A 19,254-nucleotide genomic window follows, 5' to 3' on the forward strand; every position below is an offset into this window, starting at 1 on the left:
GTGTTAAATCGAACTCAATCAAAAGTCATCATTACTACGCTCATGGCATTTATGCTGAGTGTGGTGTCAACGTTGTCTATGGCAAAAACAGTTCAGCATGAATTGGGAACCGTGACATTCCAGCAAACTCCGAAGCGTGTCGTGGTGCTTGATTGGGCGTTAGCTGAGTCGGTGCTAGCGCTTGGTGTGCAGCCGCTTGCTGCGGCTGACGTCAAAGGTTATCAAGATTGGGTAGGGTCGCCGGCATTACCCTCAGACACGATCGATGTCGGTTCACGCCGTGAACCAAACTTAGAACTTATCGCTAGCTTAAAACCTGACCTTATTCTGATGAGTGGTCATTTAGCGCCTGCTTATGAAAAACTGAACGCTATTGCACCAACCATTGCGATGAGTATTTACAACGACAAGCAACAACCTTACGAGAATGCTAAATCATTAGTGACTATGTTGGGAGAGGTATTTAATAAACAAGAACAAGCCAAATCAGTGATTGCGCAGACAGAGAAAAAGCTGGCAGATAATGGCGCTAAGGTCGCGCAGTTGAATAACGGTAAACCATTCCTAATGGTGCGCTTTATTGGCGATAAACATGTTCGAGTCCACAGTACAGGTTCTCTGATGAATGACACTATCTCGGCTATGTCGCTTAAAAATAGCTGGAATGGTCCAACTAACAGTTGGGGATTTTCTTCTGCAAGTGTTGAACAGCTTGCCAAGTATCAAGACAGTAACGTACTTATTTTTGGTCCGCTTACCCAGCAAGAGCAAACGCAACTTAACGCGTCTCCACTTTGGGGAGCCATGGCATTTTCACGAGAACATCGCGTGAAAATTATTCCTAAAGTATGGACATTTGGCAGTTTGATAGCGATGCAGAGACTCAGTGATGAAGTCGTCAATCAAGTCTCAACACTTGGTCATTAACAGGTTTGCAGATGCAGTTAACAGCAACACAGCGCACTTCCTATAACATTAAAGCTCTTGTTTTAGTGCTCCTTGGATTAGTGGCGTTGACCTGGCTAGTAGATAACGCGCTACCCTACCAATTATCGGCGACAGAGTGGCAGACCTACTTTTTCCATCGAGATGATAGTGACTACCGTCAACTGATCCTCCATTTTACCTTTTTCCCTCGCTTATCGATGGCGCTGCTATGTGGCGCCGCGTTGGCGATTGCGGGATGCTTAATGCAGCATCTTTTGCAAAATCCGTTGGCCTCTCCAACAACACTTGGCGTGGCTGCTGGAGCAGAACTTGGCATGACGACCAGTCTGCTGTTTGGCATTGCTGGTGGCAGTATTATTCAGTACTCCTTTGCTTTTGGTGGCGGTATGGTTGCCGCCGCGTTAGTGTTCTTGTTGACCGCTAAAAAAGGGTTCGCTCCTTTGCAAATGGTGCTGGCTGGTATGGTGGTGACTTTGTTTTTGGGGGCGACCAACATGATGTTGGTTATGCTTAATGAGCAGCAGCTAACTAGTCTGTTTGTTTGGGGAGCTGGTGCGCTCGCCCAGCAAGGTTGGGACAATAGCATCACAATTTTAACTGTGTTGAGTGTGATTCTAGTGGTGGTCATGGCAATGCTACGGCCGCTTTCTGCCATAGAACTAGGTAGTGAAGTTGCTGAGTCGGCTGGCGTGAATGTCGCTAGAGTTCGAGCCATCGGCCTGACGCTTGCGGTTATCGTGACATCGGTTGTTGTGGCGACAGTGGGAGTGATTGGCTTTGTTGGTCTTGTCGCTCCCACTATTGCCAAAATGCTTGGTGCTAGACGGTTCGTGCATCGAGTGTTTGTTAGCGGTGGTGTTGGCGCATTACTGCTGTTAACCGCTGATCTGATCATTCAGCCATTCTCAGGTGTCTCAAGTGAACTATTGCCAACCGGCGCGATGACTGCATTGTTTGGGGCACCATGCCTTCTTTGGTTACTGACTAAACACAAATTTGCTTCCAGTTTTAAGGCAGAAGAAGTTGCCAGCAAAGCTTACAATCCAAAACCTTTTGTTCTAGTTTCTTTGATTCTTGCTGCGATATTACTCACGATAGCAAGCTGTGCGCTGTTCTTGGGGCGAACTCATTTAGGTTGGAGTGTTACAGCGGACCTTAATATTCTCAACCTTCGTCTTCCTCGTGTTTTAGGCGCAATATTTGCGGGCTGTGGACTGGCTTTAGCGGGGACCATGGTACAGCGAATCACAGTTAACCCAATGGCGAGCCCAGAGGTAATGGGTATTAGCTCTGGTGCAGCATTGGCTTTGGTACTTTGCGCGTGGTTTGGCTTCACACCAACAAGAGGCGAACAAATCCTTTATGGAGGAGTGGGTGCGGCACTAGTGATGATGGTGATCTTGCAGTTTAGTAAACGCTCGAACTATGCCCCATCGCAGTTACTTCTCACGGGTATTGCTGTGAGCGCGGCGCTAGATGCTATCCTTCGAGTGGCGTTGTCATCTGGTCAAGATAATGTACAAGCACTATTAACCTGGTTGTCGGGCTCAACTTATTTGGCGAGTTACAGTGATGTGTCGGCATTGGCTATTGGCGTTGTGGTATTGGGAGGCGGGACGTTTATCGCGAGTCGTTGGTTGGATATTCTAAATCTAGGGCAGGTATCTGCTGTCTCGGTTGGAGTGAATACCAAGCGCACTCGATTGTTCTTGCTAGTGATGGCGTCTCTGCTGACGGCTCTGTCGACACTGGTTATTGGTCCACTCAGTTTTGTCGGACTGCTTGCCCCTCACATCGCTCGTGCATTAGGCCAATATAAAGCGAAGAACCAACTTATCGTTGCTTGTTTTGTAGGGGCGATATTGATGGTATCTGCTGACTGGCTTGGTCGAACTCTTTGGTTTCCATGGCAATTTCCTGCGGGTTTAATGGCTTCTGTTGTTGGTGGTGGTTACTTCCTCCTTCTACTACGAAAGGCTTAAAAATACGCAGTAAAATGTGACTGGTATCATAAAAATGGCACATTTTAGTGCCATTTTTCATTTCTGCTTTCTGATGATTCTATCATCCTGTTCCACGTCATTTCCCCGATCTTATCTGCACACTTGTTTCTTTTCACGTTCGTCCCTTGTTGGGTGATGGCTATTTCTCTGTTTGATGCTATTTCGGTAAAGATTCAATATATTGATGTTGATTGTGATAATCATTAGCATTCGCATTTGATTGTCAGGGTTACGGAAGAGGTAAGAAAAATGACAACCCATCATGCCCATTTTACTGATGTGGCGGCGAACTGTTTTTGGAATGGACTGTATCGTGAGTCTGCTCTAGTTGAGATTGTGAGTAAGGAAGGTACCAAGTACCTTTGCGCTCCAATTCGAGACGGCAAGTTAATTATTGTTGAGGTATTGAGTGAGTCTAGCACCGGTATTAACCGTTATTCACCATCAATTGAGCTGCGCAATTCACTTGGTGATTACGCAGAGACATTAAGCTTCCAGCAGGCCTGTGAACTCATCATTGCCAATGACGATATTGTTGGTAGCATCGACGCTACGCAGCGCAAGCAATTCCTTGGAGCTGTATCGGAAAGTCATCGCAATACCTGGGTGGCACTTGAGCAGTATGGTCAAAGTCTAGGGGATCAGCAAACATCGTTTGAGGAATCTGAGCAGAGTTTGTATGTCGGGCATTCGTTGCACCCAGCGCCGAAAAGTCGCTCCAATCTTAGCCTTGAAATCAGTAAACAATTATCTCCAGAGTTAAAAGCCAATTTTGCTTTACGTTGGTTTGCAGTGCGCAATGAGTATGTATTTGGTGGTTCGGCAACGGGTAGTGATTGGCGAGAGTATGTTAAGCAGCTTCAGGTGAGCGAAACGACATTACCCGACACCGCCAAACCGTATTTAAATAGTACCGGTTGGCAGGTTCTCCCGATGCATCCTTGGCAAGCGACACAGCTATTAGCGCTGCCTCAAGTTCAGGAACTGACAAACTCAGGAAAGCTAATTGATCTTGGATTAGGACACTCTACATGGTTTGCAACGTCATCCACTCGCGCTATTTATAATCCGACCGCACCATTTATGCTCAAGTTCTCGCTGACTGTGAAATTGACCAATTCGATTCGCTTGTTATCTGAGAAGGAAGTGAAGAGAGGGACGGCACTTGCAGATATTTGCCAATCACTCTCTGAAGATGCGAGGAAATATTTTGCCAATGGATTGTCTATCATCCACGAGCCCAGTTACTTTGGTTTAAAGGACAACAAGGGTGAGGTTATCGATGAATCATTGGCGACCGTGCGCGATAACCCGTTTGTGGTTGATGACCAACAGCCGATGAAATCTCATGGCGTGCTTGCGACCCTTTGCCAGCAGACTCCTTACAAGCAAAGCGGCTATGCATTGTCCAACGAACTTCTCATGTTGGCGCACCGAAATCAAGCAGATGCCGAAACTCTGGCAACGCAATGGTTTGAAGCGTTTTGTGACAATGTTGTAGTACCGATTTTCGAGTTGCAAAGCCAGTTAGGCATTGTGCTACTCGCTCATCAACAGAATATCGTTGTAGAGCTAGAGCAAGGTATGCCAACCAAAGGTTACTTTAGAGACTGCCAAGGTGTCGGGTTTACCAAACTCGCATTTGAGCACTTCCCACAACTGGGGAGCCCTGAGACGACAGAGAACTATTGGGATAGAGCAAAAGTAAACCGCTATTTCCCCTACTATCTGATTTTGAATTCATGTTACGGCGTCATAGCAAGCTTATCGCCATTAGTTGAAGAAGCGATTCTATTTGACCTGTTGAAGCAGCGTTTAACTCAACTATACCAATCTGCCCCAGCCGATACAGACTGCCTGCATTATGTGCTCAACTCTGACTCATTGTGCTGCAAAGGCAACTTCTATTGTTACCTCCAGGGTTTCAACGAGAACTCTATTCCCGATCCTTCGGTTATCTATTTTGAACTTCCTAACTATTTATCACGTTGATTAAAGGATTACGTCGTGAATACAGAACAACTTGTGCGTGACGTTGAGACGCAGTTTACTCATCACCCCAACTTAGGGGCAGTTTCGCTAACAGAACAAGAATGCCAGCTTTTAGGTTTTCCTATGCAGTGGTTAGATAAAACGGGAATTGATAGAGCTTGTTTCTTCCAAATTAACCACACCGGCCTTTGCCATCAGCCTTCTGATCGTTTTCCTTATAGTAAGCAGCAAGACGACCCTACGAGAGGCTATTTGGCTACACGTCCACCTAAGCCCGAAGGTGAAGTTTACCGTCGATTTGATGTGGCGTTAGAGAAAGTCATATCGTTTCGAACGTTTGATTTCGACAAAGATCTAGCTCGCTTTACCCAATGGATGAACAACCCTCGAGTCGCTGAATTCTGGGAGCAAGCTTGGACGGAAGACAAGCTCAAAGAGTTTGTTGAAAACCGATTCTCTGATGGTTTTACTTTGCCCTTGATTGGCGAAATTGACGGCCAACCATTTGGCTATTTTGAAGTGTATTGGGCCGCCCAAGATAGGTTAGCGCCTTATTATGATTTTCAGGAGTTTGATCGAGGAATCCATCTGCTTGTTGGTGACGAAAATTATCGAGGCAAGCAGTACTTCGATGCATGGTTGCGTGCTTTGTGCCATTACGTTTTCTTAGACGATGTTCGAACGCAACGTATTGTCATGGAACCTAGGTTCGACAATGTGAAGCTGTTCAAACGTCTTGCGAGCAGTGCGTTCGAAAAGCAGTTTGAGTTCAACTTTCCACACAAACGTTCGGCATTAATGATGATGAAACGAGAATTGTTTTTCAATCTCGCTTGGTCGATGGATAGTGAGAGGACATAAGGTATGGACGCTAGTCAGACTATTTCTCAGTATTGGTCGCACGCCAATCGGAATTTGGTGGCAAAAATCATCAGTGAGTTTCACTACGAGGGGGCGTTTGAAATAGGCGAGACCTCAGATTCAAACCTCTGTGCCGCTCGTATCGGCAATGCGCAGTATCATTTTCAGGGGCGTAAGCAGATATGGGGCAGCTATCGCATTGATGCCGACTCATTAGTGCGTGTTTGTGAAGAGCAAAATAAGACCGCTGTCGAGGCAAACTTACTATTGGCTGACCTCAAGCTTCATCTCTCAATGAGTGATCATCGAGTCGCTGAGCACGTCGAAGATATGAACGCCACGCTGTATTCCGATTGCTTGATGATGGCTGAGAATGCAAAGCGAACTGCGAGTGACATGTGTTCGATGAGCCTAATTGAACAGCAGGCGGCGATTGCAGGGCACCCTAAGTTCGCCTTCAACAAAGGAAGAAGAGGCTGGGGTGTGAGTGATTTAGAACATTACGCACCAGAATTTAGTGGTCACTTCCAGCTCGTTTGGTTGGCGATTCGTCGCACTAGTTTACAAGTTGGTATTGCCAACAATTTAAACTGGAATCACGATCTTGTAGCAAACATGCTATCTCCATCTGAAATGGTTCTATTTGAGAACAAACTTGCTGCCGATTCGCTGGCTCCAGAAGATTATCTGTTGATACCTGTTCACCCATGGCAATGGGAGAATAAGTTGGCGATGGCCTACATTAAAGAGATAAGTGATAAGACACTGGTTTATCTTGGCGGAGCTGGTAAGCAGGTCTCGCCGCAGTTATCCATTCGCACTTTGAGTGTCATTGATGATTCGAGCGGTATTCCAGCGTTTGATATCAAACTTCCTCTTACTATTATGAATACCTCGTGTTACCGAGGCATTCCAAGTCGATATATCCAAGCGGGACCTTATGCTTCGAGCTGGATAAAACAGAAATGCGAAACAGATGCTGAACTGCAACAGCTAGGCACTCAAGCGTTGGAAGAGCCAGCAAGTGCGTATTTAGCGTCCACTGCCTATTCACAGTTACAAGACGCTCCCTATCGATTTCACGAGTTACTCGGCGTTATTTGGCGAGAGTCGGCGGAGAGTAAACTAGAGCAAGGTGAACGTGCCTATCTGATGGCATTGCTGTTTGAGATGGACAGTCATGGTCAACCTATGGTGTTAGAACTGATCAAGCAGTCTGGTCTGACGGCGACACTATGGCTGGAAAAACTGTTTACCGCGGTTGTGGTTCCTTACTATCACTTGTTGGTGAAGTATGGAATATCGCTCATCGCTCATGGGCAAAACGTGACAGTAGTCTGTCGTGACGGCATTCCTGAGCGAATTCTATTAAAAGATTTTCAAGGTGATATGCGATTAGTTCAAACGGACATTCCTGAACTAGATGCACTGCCAGATATCGTCAAGCAAGTCACTACACGCCTACCGGAAGAGCTGATTATTCATGATCTGCAAACCGGTCATTTCGTTACAGTACTTAGATTTTTATCTCCGCTGCTTGAGAAAATTGAGGTGACAGAGCTGGAGTTTTACTCCGTATTAGCGAGAACCATCCGACAATATCAAGGCCGACATCCAGAGCTTGCTTCACGTTATGAAGCACTGAACCTATTCAAACCACAGATCCTAAAACTGGGCCTCAATCTGTCTAAATTCAGACACGATACCGACAACAGTAGCGACCGTATGCTTCCGGATATGGATCTTTATATGGACAACCCACTTTATTTTTCAGAGCGATAAGGACGACTACTATGGCAAATTCAAAGCAACACGAAATATACGATCTTGTAGGGATAGGCGCAGGTCCTTTCAATTTGAGCATTGCTGCGCTGTCTAATGAAGTTAATACACTAAAAACCTTATTCTTAGAGGCACGAAGTGAGTTTTCATGGCATCCGGGTTTATTACTGGATGGTGCTAATATGCAAACTCATTTCTTAAAAGATCTTGTTAGCGCTGTTTGTCCGACGAGTGAATATTCATTCTTAAATTACCTCGTATCTAATAAAAAGTATTATCGTTTTTTGAGTACAGAACAGAGTTGTATTAGTCGACAAGAATTTTCTGATTACCTTTCTTGGGCAAGTAAAAATATGCCTAACGTTGTGTTTGATAGTGCGGTACAGAATATTGAGAAGCACGATGGCTTATATCATATTCACACTAAAGATTCGGTTTATCGTGCCCGACATATTTGTCTTGGAACAGGCAAAACGCCGTATTTCCCCGAATGCACTAAGCCTTCTCTAGGTGCCAATGTATTTCATGCTGCCGAAATTGGTCTGCGAGAGCGGAACTTAACAGGAAGAAGAGTCACCATTATTGGAGGAGGCCAGTCTGGTGCTGATATATTCCTAAATGTTTTAAGGGAGAAATGGGGTAAACCAAGTCATTTAAACTGGGTGACAAGAAGAGCGAACTATCAACCTTTAGATGAAGCTGCCTTTACCAATGAATACTTTACCCCGGAATACGTTGATACGTTTATTGGATTAAACGACAAGGTAAAACAACGTGAAATCGCCCATCAAAAACTTACTTCTGACGGTGTTACTCAGAAATGCCTATTGGAGATATATCAAGAGTTATATCAACGATTTGACGTTATGAAAGAAGAGCGTTGGATAGAGCTTCTCCCGCATCGCACTCTGACGGCACTGGAAGAAACATCACAAGGGCTGAAGCTAAACTACGCTAACGCCATCACTGAAATAGACGAAGAAGACAATGCCGACGTAGTCATTCTAGCAACGGGGTATCAAGGGCAGTTACCTTCCTGTGCTAAAGCACTTGAAAGTAGTTTTAAGCGTGACCAAAACAGACAGATTCGACTCAATGGAGCATTTTCTATTGAAATGAGTGACAGCGATGAAATAGGTAATGTATTTGTGGTGAATGCAGGTTTACATTCACACGGAATTGCTGAGCCACAATTAAGTTTGGCAGCATGGCGTGCGGCGAAAATAATAAATCAAGTTGCGGGCCAAGTAGCTTTTGATATCGAGGCCGTTAATGGTCTTATGAATTGGGGAAACATTAAGATGGAGCGTTGTGAAGAACGGGCATTAAAAGAATTAGCCACTTCTTAAATAACAAAAACATCAACTATATAACAGGGTTATTAACGACTAATTATTGCAAAACGTGACAAATTAATAATAGAAATAGTAATAATTATCATTTATCATTCGTTTCGCTTGTGGGACGGACGTGCTACACAAGAAGCGCTGCCGATAATTAGAGTTAATAACCAAAAATGTAAAAGAGTCATAAAATGAAAATCAGCTCAAGGAAGTTCCCCCTTAACGCCATTTTGGCGACCATGATAGTGTCAGGTGTTTCAGCTTCAGCAGTGGCGGAAACTGAATCGTCAAATACCGCTACGAATACCGATGAAAAAATGGTGGTGGTAGCGAGCCGCACTCCAAAAAGTATTAGTGAAATTCCAGGTACGGTTTGGTATGTAGGTGCAGAGGAAATTGAAGAACAATATCGCGCAGGTAAGAGTTTGGATGAAATTCTTGCGGCAACTGTGCCTTCACTAGATGTAAGTAGTGGTGGTCGAACGCACTCTGGTCAAAACCTACGTGGTCGAAGCATCATGGTAATGATTGATGGTGTGTCACTGCAGTCTGTTCGTTCTATTAGTCGTCAGTTAGACTCCATTGACCCGTTTAATATTGAACGTATTGAAGTGCTATCAGGTGCGACGTCGGTATATGGCGCTGGTTCGAGTGGTGGTGTCATTAATATTGTGACGAAAAAAGCACAAAGCAACGATCTTCAATTTGAATCATTTGTCGGGGGTACATCAGGCTTTAACTCTAGTGAAGACGGTGATTATAAGCTCGCTCAGTCTGTTTCTGGTGGTAGCGACAAAGTGCGTGGTCGTGCATCGGTTGCTTACACCAAGACACAAGCTTACTACGATGCGAATGGTAAAATGGTGACGCCAGATATCACTCAAGGCTCGACTCAGTTCAACGAGACAGTCGACTTATTGGGTAATATGCAAATTAGCCTTACTGATACTCAAGACCTTAACCTATTAGCTCAGTACTACAATAGTCAACAAGATTCGCCTTACGGTTTGTACTTTGAACAGGACAACAATGGCGTCTATAAGTTTGTTGATGTTCGCAAAGGCTATGAAGCTGATCGTCAGCAAGGTACTGAGCGCTATATGCTAAGTGCACAATACACCAATCAAAGCTTCCTTAATCATTTGCTCATTGCTGAGCTATCGTATCGTAAGGAAGATCATACGTTCTCACCATACACCCAAGATGGTGGAACATCACTTAAGCTAAGTTCATCTAACCAAAATACCGATATCTTCGCGCTAAAAACGGCGTTAAGTAAATCGTTTGATAAGCTGCAATTAACTTATGGTGTTGATGGATTTATTGACCGATTCTCAAGCGATCAGGCACTTTATAACCAAACCATCACGGAAAATACCGGTGGCTTGGTTAACAAAATTGATTCTATTCAAGGACGTTATCCAGGGATTGATACTTATGCCTTAGCGGGTTTTGTTCAAGCTGAATACGCACTGACTACTGACTGGATGCTCCAAGGTGGCTATCGTTATCAGTACATGAACACCAAAGTAGATGACTTTAAGAAAAATGCCAGTACAGCGCTCGTTCCGGGTGGTGAAACGGACTACTCTGCGAATTTGTTCAACTTGGGCACTATTTACCATCTTGATCAAACCTCGCAAGTTTGGGCTAACTTCTCTCAGGGCTTTGATTTAGCAAACCCAGCGAAGTACTACGGCAAAGATCCGTCGGTCAATGTTAACGATACTAAACTAGATGGTATTCGTACCAATAGCTACGAAGTGGGTTATCGTAGCGATTGGGATAAAGTGTCACTGCAAACAGCGGCATACTACTCATACTCTGATGGTTCGGTTGAATACTCGGCTGATCAAAGTATTAAAGGTATATCCAACCCAATCCGCATTTACGGTGCAGAAGCTCAATTAACGTACTGGGCGACCAACAATCTTCAATTGGGTGCAACAGGTCATTATGTAGTTTCTGAAGAAGATACGGCGACTGGTTGGGAAGCATATGATGCAAGGAAGGCCAGTGTTCCAAAAGCAAGTGCTTGGCTAGGCTGGTATGAAGACAACTACAACGTGAAGCTGCAAAGTCTATCATCGTTTGACTACAAGGATGCGGATGATCGTAAACTAGAAGGTTTTACCGTTGTTGACCTAATGGGTAGCTACAAGCTGCCAGTGGGTAGCCTTGGGTTTGGTATTAAGAACCTGTTCAATGCTGACTACCAAACTACTTGGAGCCAGCGTGCAACTTACTGGTATAGAGGTACTCCAGCACTATATGACTACAAAGGTCGCGGACGTACGTTTACTTTGAACTATCAAGTGAAGTACTAATTGTTGTGATAAATAAAAGGTCTAGCACAGTCTAGACCTTTTTACTTTCAATCTGTCGGCGATGTTAGTTACGCTTTGGACCAGTTCTCACCAAGTCTTTGCCGTTTTCATATACATCTTGAGAGACCCAACGCCCTAGCAGAAGCTCGTGTTTGTCGCTTAATACCGCCACAAATGGACGACCGTCAGAATTAGAGGTTGCTAACGCGATGCCAGCAACATCTTTTAGTCCCAATGCACCACTTTCTACTTGAATGAGAAAGTTCTCTAGCTGCTCAAGCGTTTCAATTACATCATTTTCAATATTCATCAGATTCTATCTCTTGCAGATAATGACTGGTGGCGTACTCTACCTAAGTTAAACCAAGAAACCAATAATAGGCTGGGTAGTAAATGAAAAAAGTGTTGATAGCGGGCTTTGATGTGTTTGGAGACAACACGATTAATCCTGCGTTGGAAGCGATCAAGCAACTATCCAATCAGCAGCTCAAGGGTGCAAAAATACAGGTATGCAAAGTACCTGTCACACAATATGAATCTATCGACACAGTGATTGCCGCTATTGAGACTCACCAACCCGATGTAGTTCTAACGGTTGGGTTAGGTGCAGGACGAGCTGCGATTACACCTGAACGAGTTGCAATTAATGTCGATGATTTCCGTATCGCTGATAATAATGGTAATCAACCGATTGATGTTCCTATTGTGAACGATGGGCCCGATGCGTATTTCAGCACGCTGCCTATTAAGGCGATAACACTAAAACTCCAACAACAGGGTATTCCTTGTCAGGTATCCAATACGGCGGGGACGTTTGTGTGCAATCACCTATTTTACGGTGTGCAACATTACTTGCGGGGTAGTGGTATTAAACATGGTTTCATTCACGTTCCATTGTTACCTGAGCAAGATATTGACGGCAGTCAGCCCACTATGTCGTTGGATAAGATTGTTGAGGGGCTGAGACTTGCGGCTCAGGTTGCGATTAATTGTGAGAAAGACAGTAAAGTGGGAGCAGGACAGATTTGCTGACAGAAGAGTAACGAGCGAATACCAAGAACACGGTGACTTCGTGTTCTTGGTAAAATTGACACTACAATTGATCTTTCAGTCGAGCCATATAATACGTCGAGATAAATTCACCGTCTCGAAAGACTGAGCACAGCGCCTCACCTTCAATCTCAAAACCGAATTTAGAGTAGAGGGCGATAGCTGCTTTATTATCGGCGTTTACTTCGATCTGTACCCTTTGAACATTGAGCCAATTATCTGTTAGGTCTAACACGGTTTCCACCAATCGACTACCAATGCCTAAACCATGGTATTCATCATGAACTCCAATTCCAAAGCTTGCACAGTGTGCCGTTCTTGGGCGCTGAGAGTGTTCCAGTCCAATATTACCGACAATTTTGCCGTCTAATTCGGCTACGTAGCTATACACTCCGGCAGGCATATTACTTAGCCTTTCTTGCCACATTGCGACCGAAGGTAAGGGCAGTTGTAGGGTTTCTCGTTGTGCTTTTGGTTGCGAATAGAGCTGACTCAGACCCTCTGCGTCTCGTAGTTCTGTTGGTCGAATAATAACGTTCATGTCAGCCTCCTCGCTTGTGATGTTGTTAACCCCTATAACTAATTGAATTTTTTATCATAAGCAAGCGCTTTATCTTATTGGATTGAGATTAGGCACGTGTTTCAAACGAGACAGAAACCAAAGCATGGTCGGTACTAAGATCATCAATGCCAAATATGGGGTCAATAATATGCTTGTTAGTGAGCTGATACTCAGTCACCTCAAACATTGAGCGTTCATAGTTAGGGCAAAACTCACTGGATAGAAGAATATGGTCTAATCTACTGCCAGATTCACCATAGTAATGAGTGATAGGTGGCTTAATCTCATCCTCCGGACGAACCGGCTTACCTTTAGGCACTAAATCCCAACTGTCGTGAAAATGATAAGCTTTGATGTCTGCGCGGGTATCTTTCCTTCGATGACGGTATTGGCTTCGAAAGGGTTCGAACTCGTTACTGCCAATATTGTTGTTGAAATCGCCAAGCAGTAAAAAAGGTCGTTGGTAGCGTTGTTTATTTTGCACTATTGCTTGGTGCAACGCGCCTGCCTCTTGAATTCGCATCAGCGATGAAAGTGTCTGACCTTGCGTTTCAACGAGCCAAGCATCGACAGTAGACTTATCGTCTAGATTCTCGTCAGGAAGCGTTGGTCTTTTTGACTTGAGATGAACATTGTACATGTCCAATTCCCCTAACCCCTCAATATTCAAGGAAATATGTAATGCTGGACGGCTGAACTCGCCTTCAAAGGGCGCAAGGGAGGTGAGATTTGAATGGCGGACGATTGGGTAACGAGAGGCAAAAGCTAAAGCAGGGTGAGAATATATATATCCGGATTCTAACCGTGGCTCAGTATTGTAAGTAAAATAACCATAACCCAATGATTTAACTAAAGCCCGCAACGCTTCTACTGAAAACACTTCCTGAAAAGCAATGACATCGGAGTTGAGTTCGCTCAGCGTTTGCTTTAGCCACAGTGTTTTTTGTTGCCATTGTTTTGCCGTGTAGATGTTCTCCATCTCATAATAGGCAAACGGTGGCTCAACAAAATTACATAAGTTGCAGGTGGTGACTTTTAATTTATTTATCTGTGTCAACGTATTAGACTCCACTAAAACTCATGTCTAATCGTGAGCATACATTTCCCAAATTAAAAATAACAGCTCCTTAGGAATTGATAATGTCTTCAACGCAAAGCGCTAGCGGATGGCGAACCCCAAAAAACTTTCTCATCATTATCTCGATTATAGTGCCAATTGCGTTTTCGAGTTGGATGGCATTGCTGAACAACTTCGTGATTGAGAAAGCTAATTTTGATGGTTCCGATATTGGTCTATTGCAAAGCGTTCGTGAGATTCCTGGATTTCTAGCCTTCACTACCGTCTTTGTTTTACTGTTCATTCGAGAACAGAAGTTCATGATTGTTTCTTTGTTACTGCTGACCTTTGGCACGGCGATTACGGGTATGTTTCCCTCGGTTGCCGGTTTGCTAATTACGACATTAATTATGTCGACGGGATTTCACTACTTTGAAACATTAAAGCAATCCCTATCACTGCAATGGTTAAGCAAAGAAGAGGCGCCTGAAGTGCTGGGCAAACTCATCTCTGTAGGAGCATTAGCTTCGCTCTTGACCTATGGCGCACTATGGGTGATGGTTGAGGTGTTCAAGCTAGACTACGTATGGGTTTATGGAATCAGTGGCGGTATTGGTTTTGTCTTAGTGTTGTTTATTGCCTTGGCTTTCCCACAATTCAAAACCGAAACCCCTCAGACTAAAAAGCTGGTGCTGCGTAAGCGTTACTGGCTGTATTACGCCCTTACGTTTATGAGTGGAGCAAGAAGGCAGATCTTTACCGTCTTTGCCGGTTTCTTAATGGTGGAAAAGTTTGGTTATAGCGTCTCTGATATCACACTCCTTTTCTTGATTAACTACTTGTTTAACTTCCTATTTGCTAAAAAAATCGGTCGGTTTATTGGTGTTGTTGGTGAACGTAAGGCTCTCATGTTTGAGTATGTTGGGCTGATCTTTGTTTTTGTGGGTTATGGACTGGTTCAAACGGCAGAATGGGCCGCGGCGCTTTACGTTATTGACCATCTTTTCTTTGCGCTTGCGTTAGCTATCAAAACCTATTTCCAAAAAATCGCAGACCCAGCGGATATGGCGTCTACAGCGGGAGTATCCTTTACCATTAACCATATTGCAGCTGTTGTCATTCCTGTTACCTTTGGATTCATTTGGCTGATTTCACCTTCAAGTGTGTTCTATATTGGCGCAGGAATGGCCGCGATTTCACTATTGTTGTCACTTAACATTCCTCGAAAGCCTGAAGAAGGCAATGAGGTAAGAGTACTTAACTGGAATTAGGTTCATGCCGAACCGATCCTAGAAACAAAAAAGGTTCATCGCGGATAAGCGGGAATTTCAAGCAAAAAAAAGGGATACCCGCTGAGTAGGTATCCCTTTGGCATTCTTAGATCGCTGTTATGCAACGACTATGAAGAATAGGGTGGTCGCGACAATACCAATTAACGCATATGGGAACTGCGTTACGGCATGTTGCATTGATGTACATCCGGATCCTTGAGCCGATAGCACCGTGGAGTCACTGAAGAAACATGAGTGACTACCTGCTGCTGATGCTGACAGCATAGCGGCGATGGTTAAGTGCAGTGGAACACCAATTTGCTCCGCGAGAGGAAGAATAATTGGCATTGCGACCGCAAAGGTCCCCCAGGATGATGCTGATGCAAAGACAAGGCCGCCTGTTACTAGGAAGATCAGGGCTGGGAAGTACTGTGCTGACAAGTATGGGCTTACAGTCTCAATTACGTACTGTGTTAGCCCCAATGAGTCGTTAACACTCTTAAGCATAAAGCCGCCAATCACTGTAGCTAGAGGCAGTAACATGACCTTAATGCCATCGTACACTGCATCGAACAGTTCATTCATGGTGACTAGTTTTTGAATGCCGTAGAAACAGATAGTAAAGATAATGGCAACAAACACACCTGCTAATAGGTCAATACCGAAGTACCAAGAGGCTCCGACCAGAACAACCATTGGCAATAGGAAGTTAATTAGTCCCATAGTCGGGTTTGAGTGTGCTTTGATGTCAGCACCAAAGTCGATATCTGTTGCGCCATCTGGTTTAACTTGACCGTTGCGAGCGCGCTCTTCTGCTTTTTTCATTGCGCCTAGGTCTGGCATTTTGCCAATAGCTACGAAGAAAACAATCGCCAACGTTACCCAGCCATAAGCCATATACGGAATGGCTTGAATGTACGCAGCAATACCTTGTCCCGGTTCAGCAACTTCATTGGCTTCCAATAGAGAACTGAAGAAGATAGCCCAAGTAGAAATTGGGACCAGAATACAGATAGGTGCTGCCGTTGAGTCAACAAGATAAGCGAGCTTCTCGCGTGAAACCTGATAGCCATCAGTAATTTTCTTCATTGATGACGAAATCGCAATGGCGTTCAAGTAGTCATCAATGAAAATCAGAATACCTAGAAAAAATGTCATCAATAGCGATTGATTGCGGCTCTTAACTTTGTTCACCAGCATGTCACTGAAGCTAAGGATACTGCCACCTTTTTCTAGAATCGCAATCAGGCCACCCATTAGACCGCAGACGAGAATGATCCATGCGATGGTTTCATTCATCATCACATCCATCGAAATGCCAACGATCTGTTCTACTGCTTGAGTAGGGTCAAGTAGTAACACTCCGGCAATTGTGCCGCTGAATAGCGCTTCAACGGTGCGGTGTGTAGTTAATGCAAATACGAGTACTAACGATGTCGGTAACAGTGCCAACCAGCCGTAGCTTTCGCCTTCGACATGATTGAGTCCAATCGAGGTGAAGGTTATAAACAGGAAGACTATTGTAAGGCTAACCGCCAAATGTTTACTGCTTATTTTGAGCGGCGCCTCCAGCGCCTTTGTCTGCGTAGTCATAAAACTCATTCCTTTCGTTATGCAGAGTGAAGCATCCAATCAATTTCTAACGGTGTAATAATGCGTTCGAATTCGGCCAGTTCACTTCGTTTGCAAGCGAGATACATATCAATAAAGTCTTGAGAGAAAAAGGCACCTAATTCACTGGCTTCAAGCTGTGTCAGTGCATCAGACATACGCGTTGGTAGGTCTACGGCGTTTTCACTAAGAGCTGATGGACATTGTTCTTGGGTATAGTTATCACTCGCTAATACGGCTGAGAGTACTACTGCAGCGAGAATGTATGGATTGACATCCGCACCTGCGATGCGATGTTCAATACGACGGTTTTTACCATCGCTAATTGGAACGCGAAGGGCTACGCCTCGGTGGTTCTCACCCCAATCCGCTTTTGTTGGTACGTAAGCACCAGGCACAAAACGGCGGTAAGAGTTCACGTTAGGACATAGGAGGGCCATCGCATCCGAAATCTGCGATAACATTGCAGCCATAGTTTGGTAGAACAGTGGGCTTGCAGAGTCATCGTCTTTATTGGTAAACAGGTTATCGCCTTGCTCATCGATAAGGCTGATGTGCATGTGCTGTCCATTTCCTGCTTCTTCAAGGAAAGGTTTTGCCATGAACGTGGCATCAAAACCGTGTTTGTGGGCGATTTGTTTAATAAGACGCTTAGAGAAAATGATTTCGTCACATACGCGAAGTACGTCTTGTGAGTGATTAAAGTTAATTTCAAACTGACCCGGTGCAGATTCTGATAGCGCACCGGCCGTATTTAAACCTTGATCAGCAGCTGCAGCGTTAAGCTCAGCTAGGAAGTCAGCATAATCATCAAGCCCATCGACATCATAAACTTCGGTATCTCTTTCTCGTCGGTTCTTCGTCGGATTAATAGCGGTTTGCAGTTCACCATTTTCACCGCGTTCCTTATCAATGAGGTAAAACTCGAGCTCTAAAGCAACAACTGGAAACATGCCTTTTGAATGCAAAGTATTCAACATACGGTCGATGATGTTGCGGATAAACAAACGGTGAGGGGTTTTTCCGTCATCTTCCATCATGCTGAGTAGCAGTTGTCCGGTACCTTCCTTTGCCGTTGGTAGCAAAGTGCCAGCGACAGGAAAGCAAAGGTTATCAGGTTCGCCAAGATCTTCACCTAATCCTGCTGATTCAACAACAGCACCTTTGGTATCGAGCGTAATAGTAGAAAGAGGAAGAGCAACACCTTTCACTAACTTGTCTAAGGAATCTACTGGTATGCGTTTACCGCGTGGTGTTGCGTTGACGTCCGTGAAAATGAGGTCAACGTACTTAATTTCTGGCCAACTTTGTCGAAAATTTTTAACTTCCTGTAAATAGGTATCCATCTTTACTACTCCTAGTGGCCCCACTCTTTGATGAAAAATTAGCTTAGTGTTTAACAAAAAGAACACAAAAGCCATGTCTTAAATGGGGTTTTTGGCTGTTTTATAAACTTATGTAATTGTTTTTATTGTGATTTGTTTAATTTGGTGATCATTTCGACCTTGTTAAACGTTAACTAATTTGTAACAGTTGATCGCCTTTTGCTCAATATATCGAGCGAAATTAGTGCTTTTTTTGAACAAAATAGAGATCAAAGTCACGATTTGGAACCTATTTTGAACACTTGTGTTGATAATTTTGTACATGGGTTGTACGGTTTTTGTTAAATAAATCGAACGTGAGTGTGACAATGTCTGAGATAAGAAAACCAATAATAGGACTCGTAAGCTGTAAGAAAGAGCTCGCTGGATATCAGATACAGGCATTGAATGAGTTCTACCTTCAAGCCGTGAAAGACTTCGGTGGTACACCCATCATTCTTCCATCTGTGATAGAAGATAATGAGTTAGATAGAGTGTTGGCGGTTTGTGATGGACTGTTATTCCCTGGTAGTCATTCCAATGTGGCGCCTCATCGATACAACGGTTCACATGAAGAACTAAAGAAAGATGAAGCGCGAGATGAATTAGCTATTCAGCTTATACGCCGTGCTATAGATATGAACATTCCGTGCCTTGGTATTTGTCGTGGATTCCAAGAGATGAACGTGGCGTTAGGGGGAAGCCTAAACCCTGCGGTTCACGAAGCAGGTTTCGATGACCATCGCGAAAGCGAATCAAAAGATTTTAATGAGAAGTATGCACCCGCTCATCCTGTTTATGTTGAAAGTGACGGTATCTTTCAACAATGGTTAGTTAAAGCAGAGTGGAATCAAACGGAGAAGTTTGAAGTAAATACGCTTCATAATCAGGGAGTTGAGAAGCTGGCTACAACATTAAAAGTAGAAGCTAAAGCGCCTGATGGTCTTGTAGAAGCTTTTAGTCTGCCTGGTCAAAAATATTTTGTTGGCGTGCAGTGGCACCCAGAATGGCAAGCAAAACACAATCATTTCTCACAAATTTTATTTAAAGAATTTATTATGTCAGCTTCACAGTAATTTAGAG

The 19,254-nt window shown here is 44.2% G+C and carries 15 protein-coding genes; 10 read left to right on the forward strand and 5 right to left on the reverse strand.

Annotated features, from left to right (window positions below):
* Positions 1-42 precede the first annotated feature (42 nt).
* From MMA19_RS11880 to MMA19_RS11910, 7 genes are all read left to right on the forward strand, one after another.
* The gene (locus MMA19_RS11880) at positions 43-927 is read left to right on the forward strand and encodes an iron-siderophore ABC transporter substrate-binding protein (RefSeq protein ID WP_240206434.1); all 885 of its coding nucleotides are present in this window, start codon (positions 43-45) and stop codon (positions 925-927) included.
* 11 nt (positions 928-938) lie between these two features.
* The gene (gene fhuB / locus MMA19_RS11885; RefSeq protein ID WP_107306047.1) at positions 939-2,930 is read left to right on the forward strand and encodes a Fe(3+)-hydroxamate ABC transporter permease FhuB; all 1,992 of its coding nucleotides are present in this window, start codon (positions 939-941) and stop codon (positions 2,928-2,930) included.
* Positions 2,931-3,200: 270 nt separating this feature from the next.
* Complete coding sequence (locus MMA19_RS11890; protein WP_240206298.1) at positions 3,201-4,943, forward strand: IucA/IucC family protein; 1,743 nt, start codon at positions 3,201-3,203, stop codon at positions 4,941-4,943.
* A 15-nt stretch (positions 4,944-4,958) separates the two neighbouring features.
* On the forward strand, positions 4,959-5,804 hold the full coding sequence (locus MMA19_RS11895) for a GNAT family N-acetyltransferase (RefSeq protein WP_240206299.1): 846 nt from the start codon (positions 4,959-4,961) through the stop codon (positions 5,802-5,804).
* Between the two features lie 3 nt (positions 5,805-5,807).
* On the forward strand, positions 5,808-7,586 hold the full coding sequence (locus MMA19_RS11900) for an IucA/IucC family protein (protein ID WP_240206300.1): 1,779 nt from the start codon (positions 5,808-5,810) through the stop codon (positions 7,584-7,586).
* A gap of 11 nt (positions 7,587-7,597) precedes the next feature.
* Positions 7,598-8,935: a SidA/IucD/PvdA family monooxygenase gene (locus MMA19_RS11905; RefSeq protein WP_240206301.1), complete on the forward strand. Its 1,338-nt coding sequence runs from the start codon at positions 7,598-7,600 to the stop codon at positions 8,933-8,935.
* Between the two features lie 185 nt (positions 8,936-9,120).
* Entirely contained in the window at positions 9,121-11,256 is a 2,136-nt protein-coding gene (locus MMA19_RS11910; protein ID WP_038227377.1) for a TonB-dependent receptor, read from the forward strand.
* 64 nt (positions 11,257-11,320) lie between these two features.
* Here the strand turns inward: MMA19_RS11910 and MMA19_RS11915 are convergent, their stop codons facing one another.
* Positions 11,321-11,566, reverse strand: coding sequence for a hypothetical protein (locus tag MMA19_RS11915; RefSeq protein WP_006070382.1), 246 nt, complete (start codon positions 11,564-11,566; stop codon positions 11,321-11,323).
* 83 nt (positions 11,567-11,649) lie between these two features.
* On the opposite strand from MMA19_RS11915, the gene pcp reads away from it, so the two are divergent.
* Complete coding sequence (gene pcp / locus MMA19_RS11920; RefSeq protein WP_240206302.1) at positions 11,650-12,288, forward strand: pyroglutamyl-peptidase I; 639 nt, start codon at positions 11,650-11,652, stop codon at positions 12,286-12,288.
* 61 nt (positions 12,289-12,349) lie between these two features.
* Here pcp and MMA19_RS11925 read toward each other — a convergent pair whose 3' ends face one another.
* Both MMA19_RS11925 and MMA19_RS11930 read right to left on the reverse strand, forming a co-directional pair.
* Positions 12,350-12,847 (reverse strand): GNAT family N-acetyltransferase, encoded by a 498-nt coding sequence (locus tag MMA19_RS11925; protein WP_038227375.1) that lies wholly within the window; start codon positions 12,845-12,847, stop codon positions 12,350-12,352.
* 88 nt (positions 12,848-12,935) lie between these two features.
* Positions 12,936-13,940: an endonuclease/exonuclease/phosphatase family protein gene (locus MMA19_RS11930; protein WP_240206303.1), complete on the reverse strand. Its 1,005-nt coding sequence runs from the start codon at positions 13,938-13,940 to the stop codon at positions 12,936-12,938.
* Positions 13,941-14,008: 68 nt separating this feature from the next.
* Between MMA19_RS11930 and MMA19_RS11935 the strand changes: the two genes are divergently transcribed.
* Positions 14,009-15,196, forward strand: a complete 1,188-nt coding sequence (locus MMA19_RS11935; protein WP_006070386.1) for an MFS transporter — start codon at positions 14,009-14,011, stop codon at positions 15,194-15,196.
* A gap of 117 nt (positions 15,197-15,313) precedes the next feature.
* On the opposite strand, the gene MMA19_RS11940 is transcribed toward MMA19_RS11935, so the two are convergent.
* Together MMA19_RS11940 and MMA19_RS11945 are read right to left on the reverse strand one after the other, a co-directional pair.
* On the reverse strand, positions 15,314-16,789 hold the full coding sequence (locus MMA19_RS11940) for a Na+/H+ antiporter NhaC family protein (RefSeq protein WP_006070388.1): 1,476 nt from the start codon (positions 16,787-16,789) through the stop codon (positions 15,314-15,316).
* Between the two features lie 17 nt (positions 16,790-16,806).
* Complete coding sequence (locus tag MMA19_RS11945) at positions 16,807-18,153, reverse strand: glutamine synthetase family protein (RefSeq protein WP_088877990.1); 1,347 nt, start codon at positions 18,151-18,153, stop codon at positions 16,807-16,809.
* Positions 18,154-18,500: 347 nt separating this feature from the next.
* On the opposite strand from MMA19_RS11945, the gene MMA19_RS11950 reads away from it, so the two are divergent.
* Positions 18,501-19,247, forward strand: coding sequence for a gamma-glutamyl-gamma-aminobutyrate hydrolase family protein (locus MMA19_RS11950; protein WP_088877991.1), 747 nt, complete (start codon positions 18,501-18,503; stop codon positions 19,245-19,247).
* Positions 19,248-19,254 lie beyond the last annotated feature (7 nt).

Source organism: Vibrio sp. CyArs1, from assembly GCF_022432925.1.
Taxonomy (GTDB): domain Bacteria; phylum Pseudomonadota; class Gammaproteobacteria; order Enterobacterales; family Vibrionaceae; genus Vibrio; species Vibrio mediterranei.

Bases quoted from the DNA above. Each gene is read 5' to 3' on its own strand.
- MMA19_RS11880 (WP_240206434.1), top strand. From the start codon at position 43: ATGGCATTTATGCTGAGTGTGGTGTCAACGTTGTCTATGGCAAAAACA.
- fhuB (WP_107306047.1), top strand. From the start codon at position 939: ATGCAGTTAACAGCAACACAGCGCACTTCCTATAACATTAAAGCTCTT.
- MMA19_RS11890 (WP_240206298.1), top strand. From the start codon at position 3,201: ATGACAACCCATCATGCCCATTTTACTGATGTGGCGGCGAACTGTTTT.
- MMA19_RS11900 (WP_240206300.1), top strand. From the start codon at position 5,808: ATGGACGCTAGTCAGACTATTTCTCAGTATTGGTCGCACGCCAATCGG.
- MMA19_RS11905 (WP_240206301.1), top strand. From the start codon at position 7,598: ATGGCAAATTCAAAGCAACACGAAATATACGATCTTGTAGGGATAGGC.
- MMA19_RS11910 (WP_038227377.1), top strand. From the start codon at position 9,121: ATGAAAATCAGCTCAAGGAAGTTCCCCCTTAACGCCATTTTGGCGACC.
- MMA19_RS11915 (WP_006070382.1), bottom strand. From the start codon at position 11,566: ATGAATATTGAAAATGATGTAATTGAAACGCTTGAGCAGCTAGAGAAC.
- pcp (WP_240206302.1), top strand. From the start codon at position 11,650: ATGAAAAAAGTGTTGATAGCGGGCTTTGATGTGTTTGGAGACAACACG.
- MMA19_RS11925 (WP_038227375.1), bottom strand. From the start codon at position 12,847: ATGAACGTTATTATTCGACCAACAGAACTACGAGACGCAGAGGGTCTG.
- MMA19_RS11935 (WP_006070386.1), top strand. From the start codon at position 14,009: ATGTCTTCAACGCAAAGCGCTAGCGGATGGCGAACCCCAAAAAACTTT.
- MMA19_RS11940 (WP_006070388.1), bottom strand. From the start codon at position 16,789: ATGACTACGCAGACAAAGGCGCTGGAGGCGCCGCTCAAAATAAGCAGT.
- MMA19_RS11945 (WP_088877990.1), bottom strand. From the start codon at position 18,153: ATGGATACCTATTTACAGGAAGTTAAAAATTTTCGACAAAGTTGGCCA.
- MMA19_RS11950 (WP_088877991.1), top strand. From the start codon at position 18,501: ATGTCTGAGATAAGAAAACCAATAATAGGACTCGTAAGCTGTAAGAAA.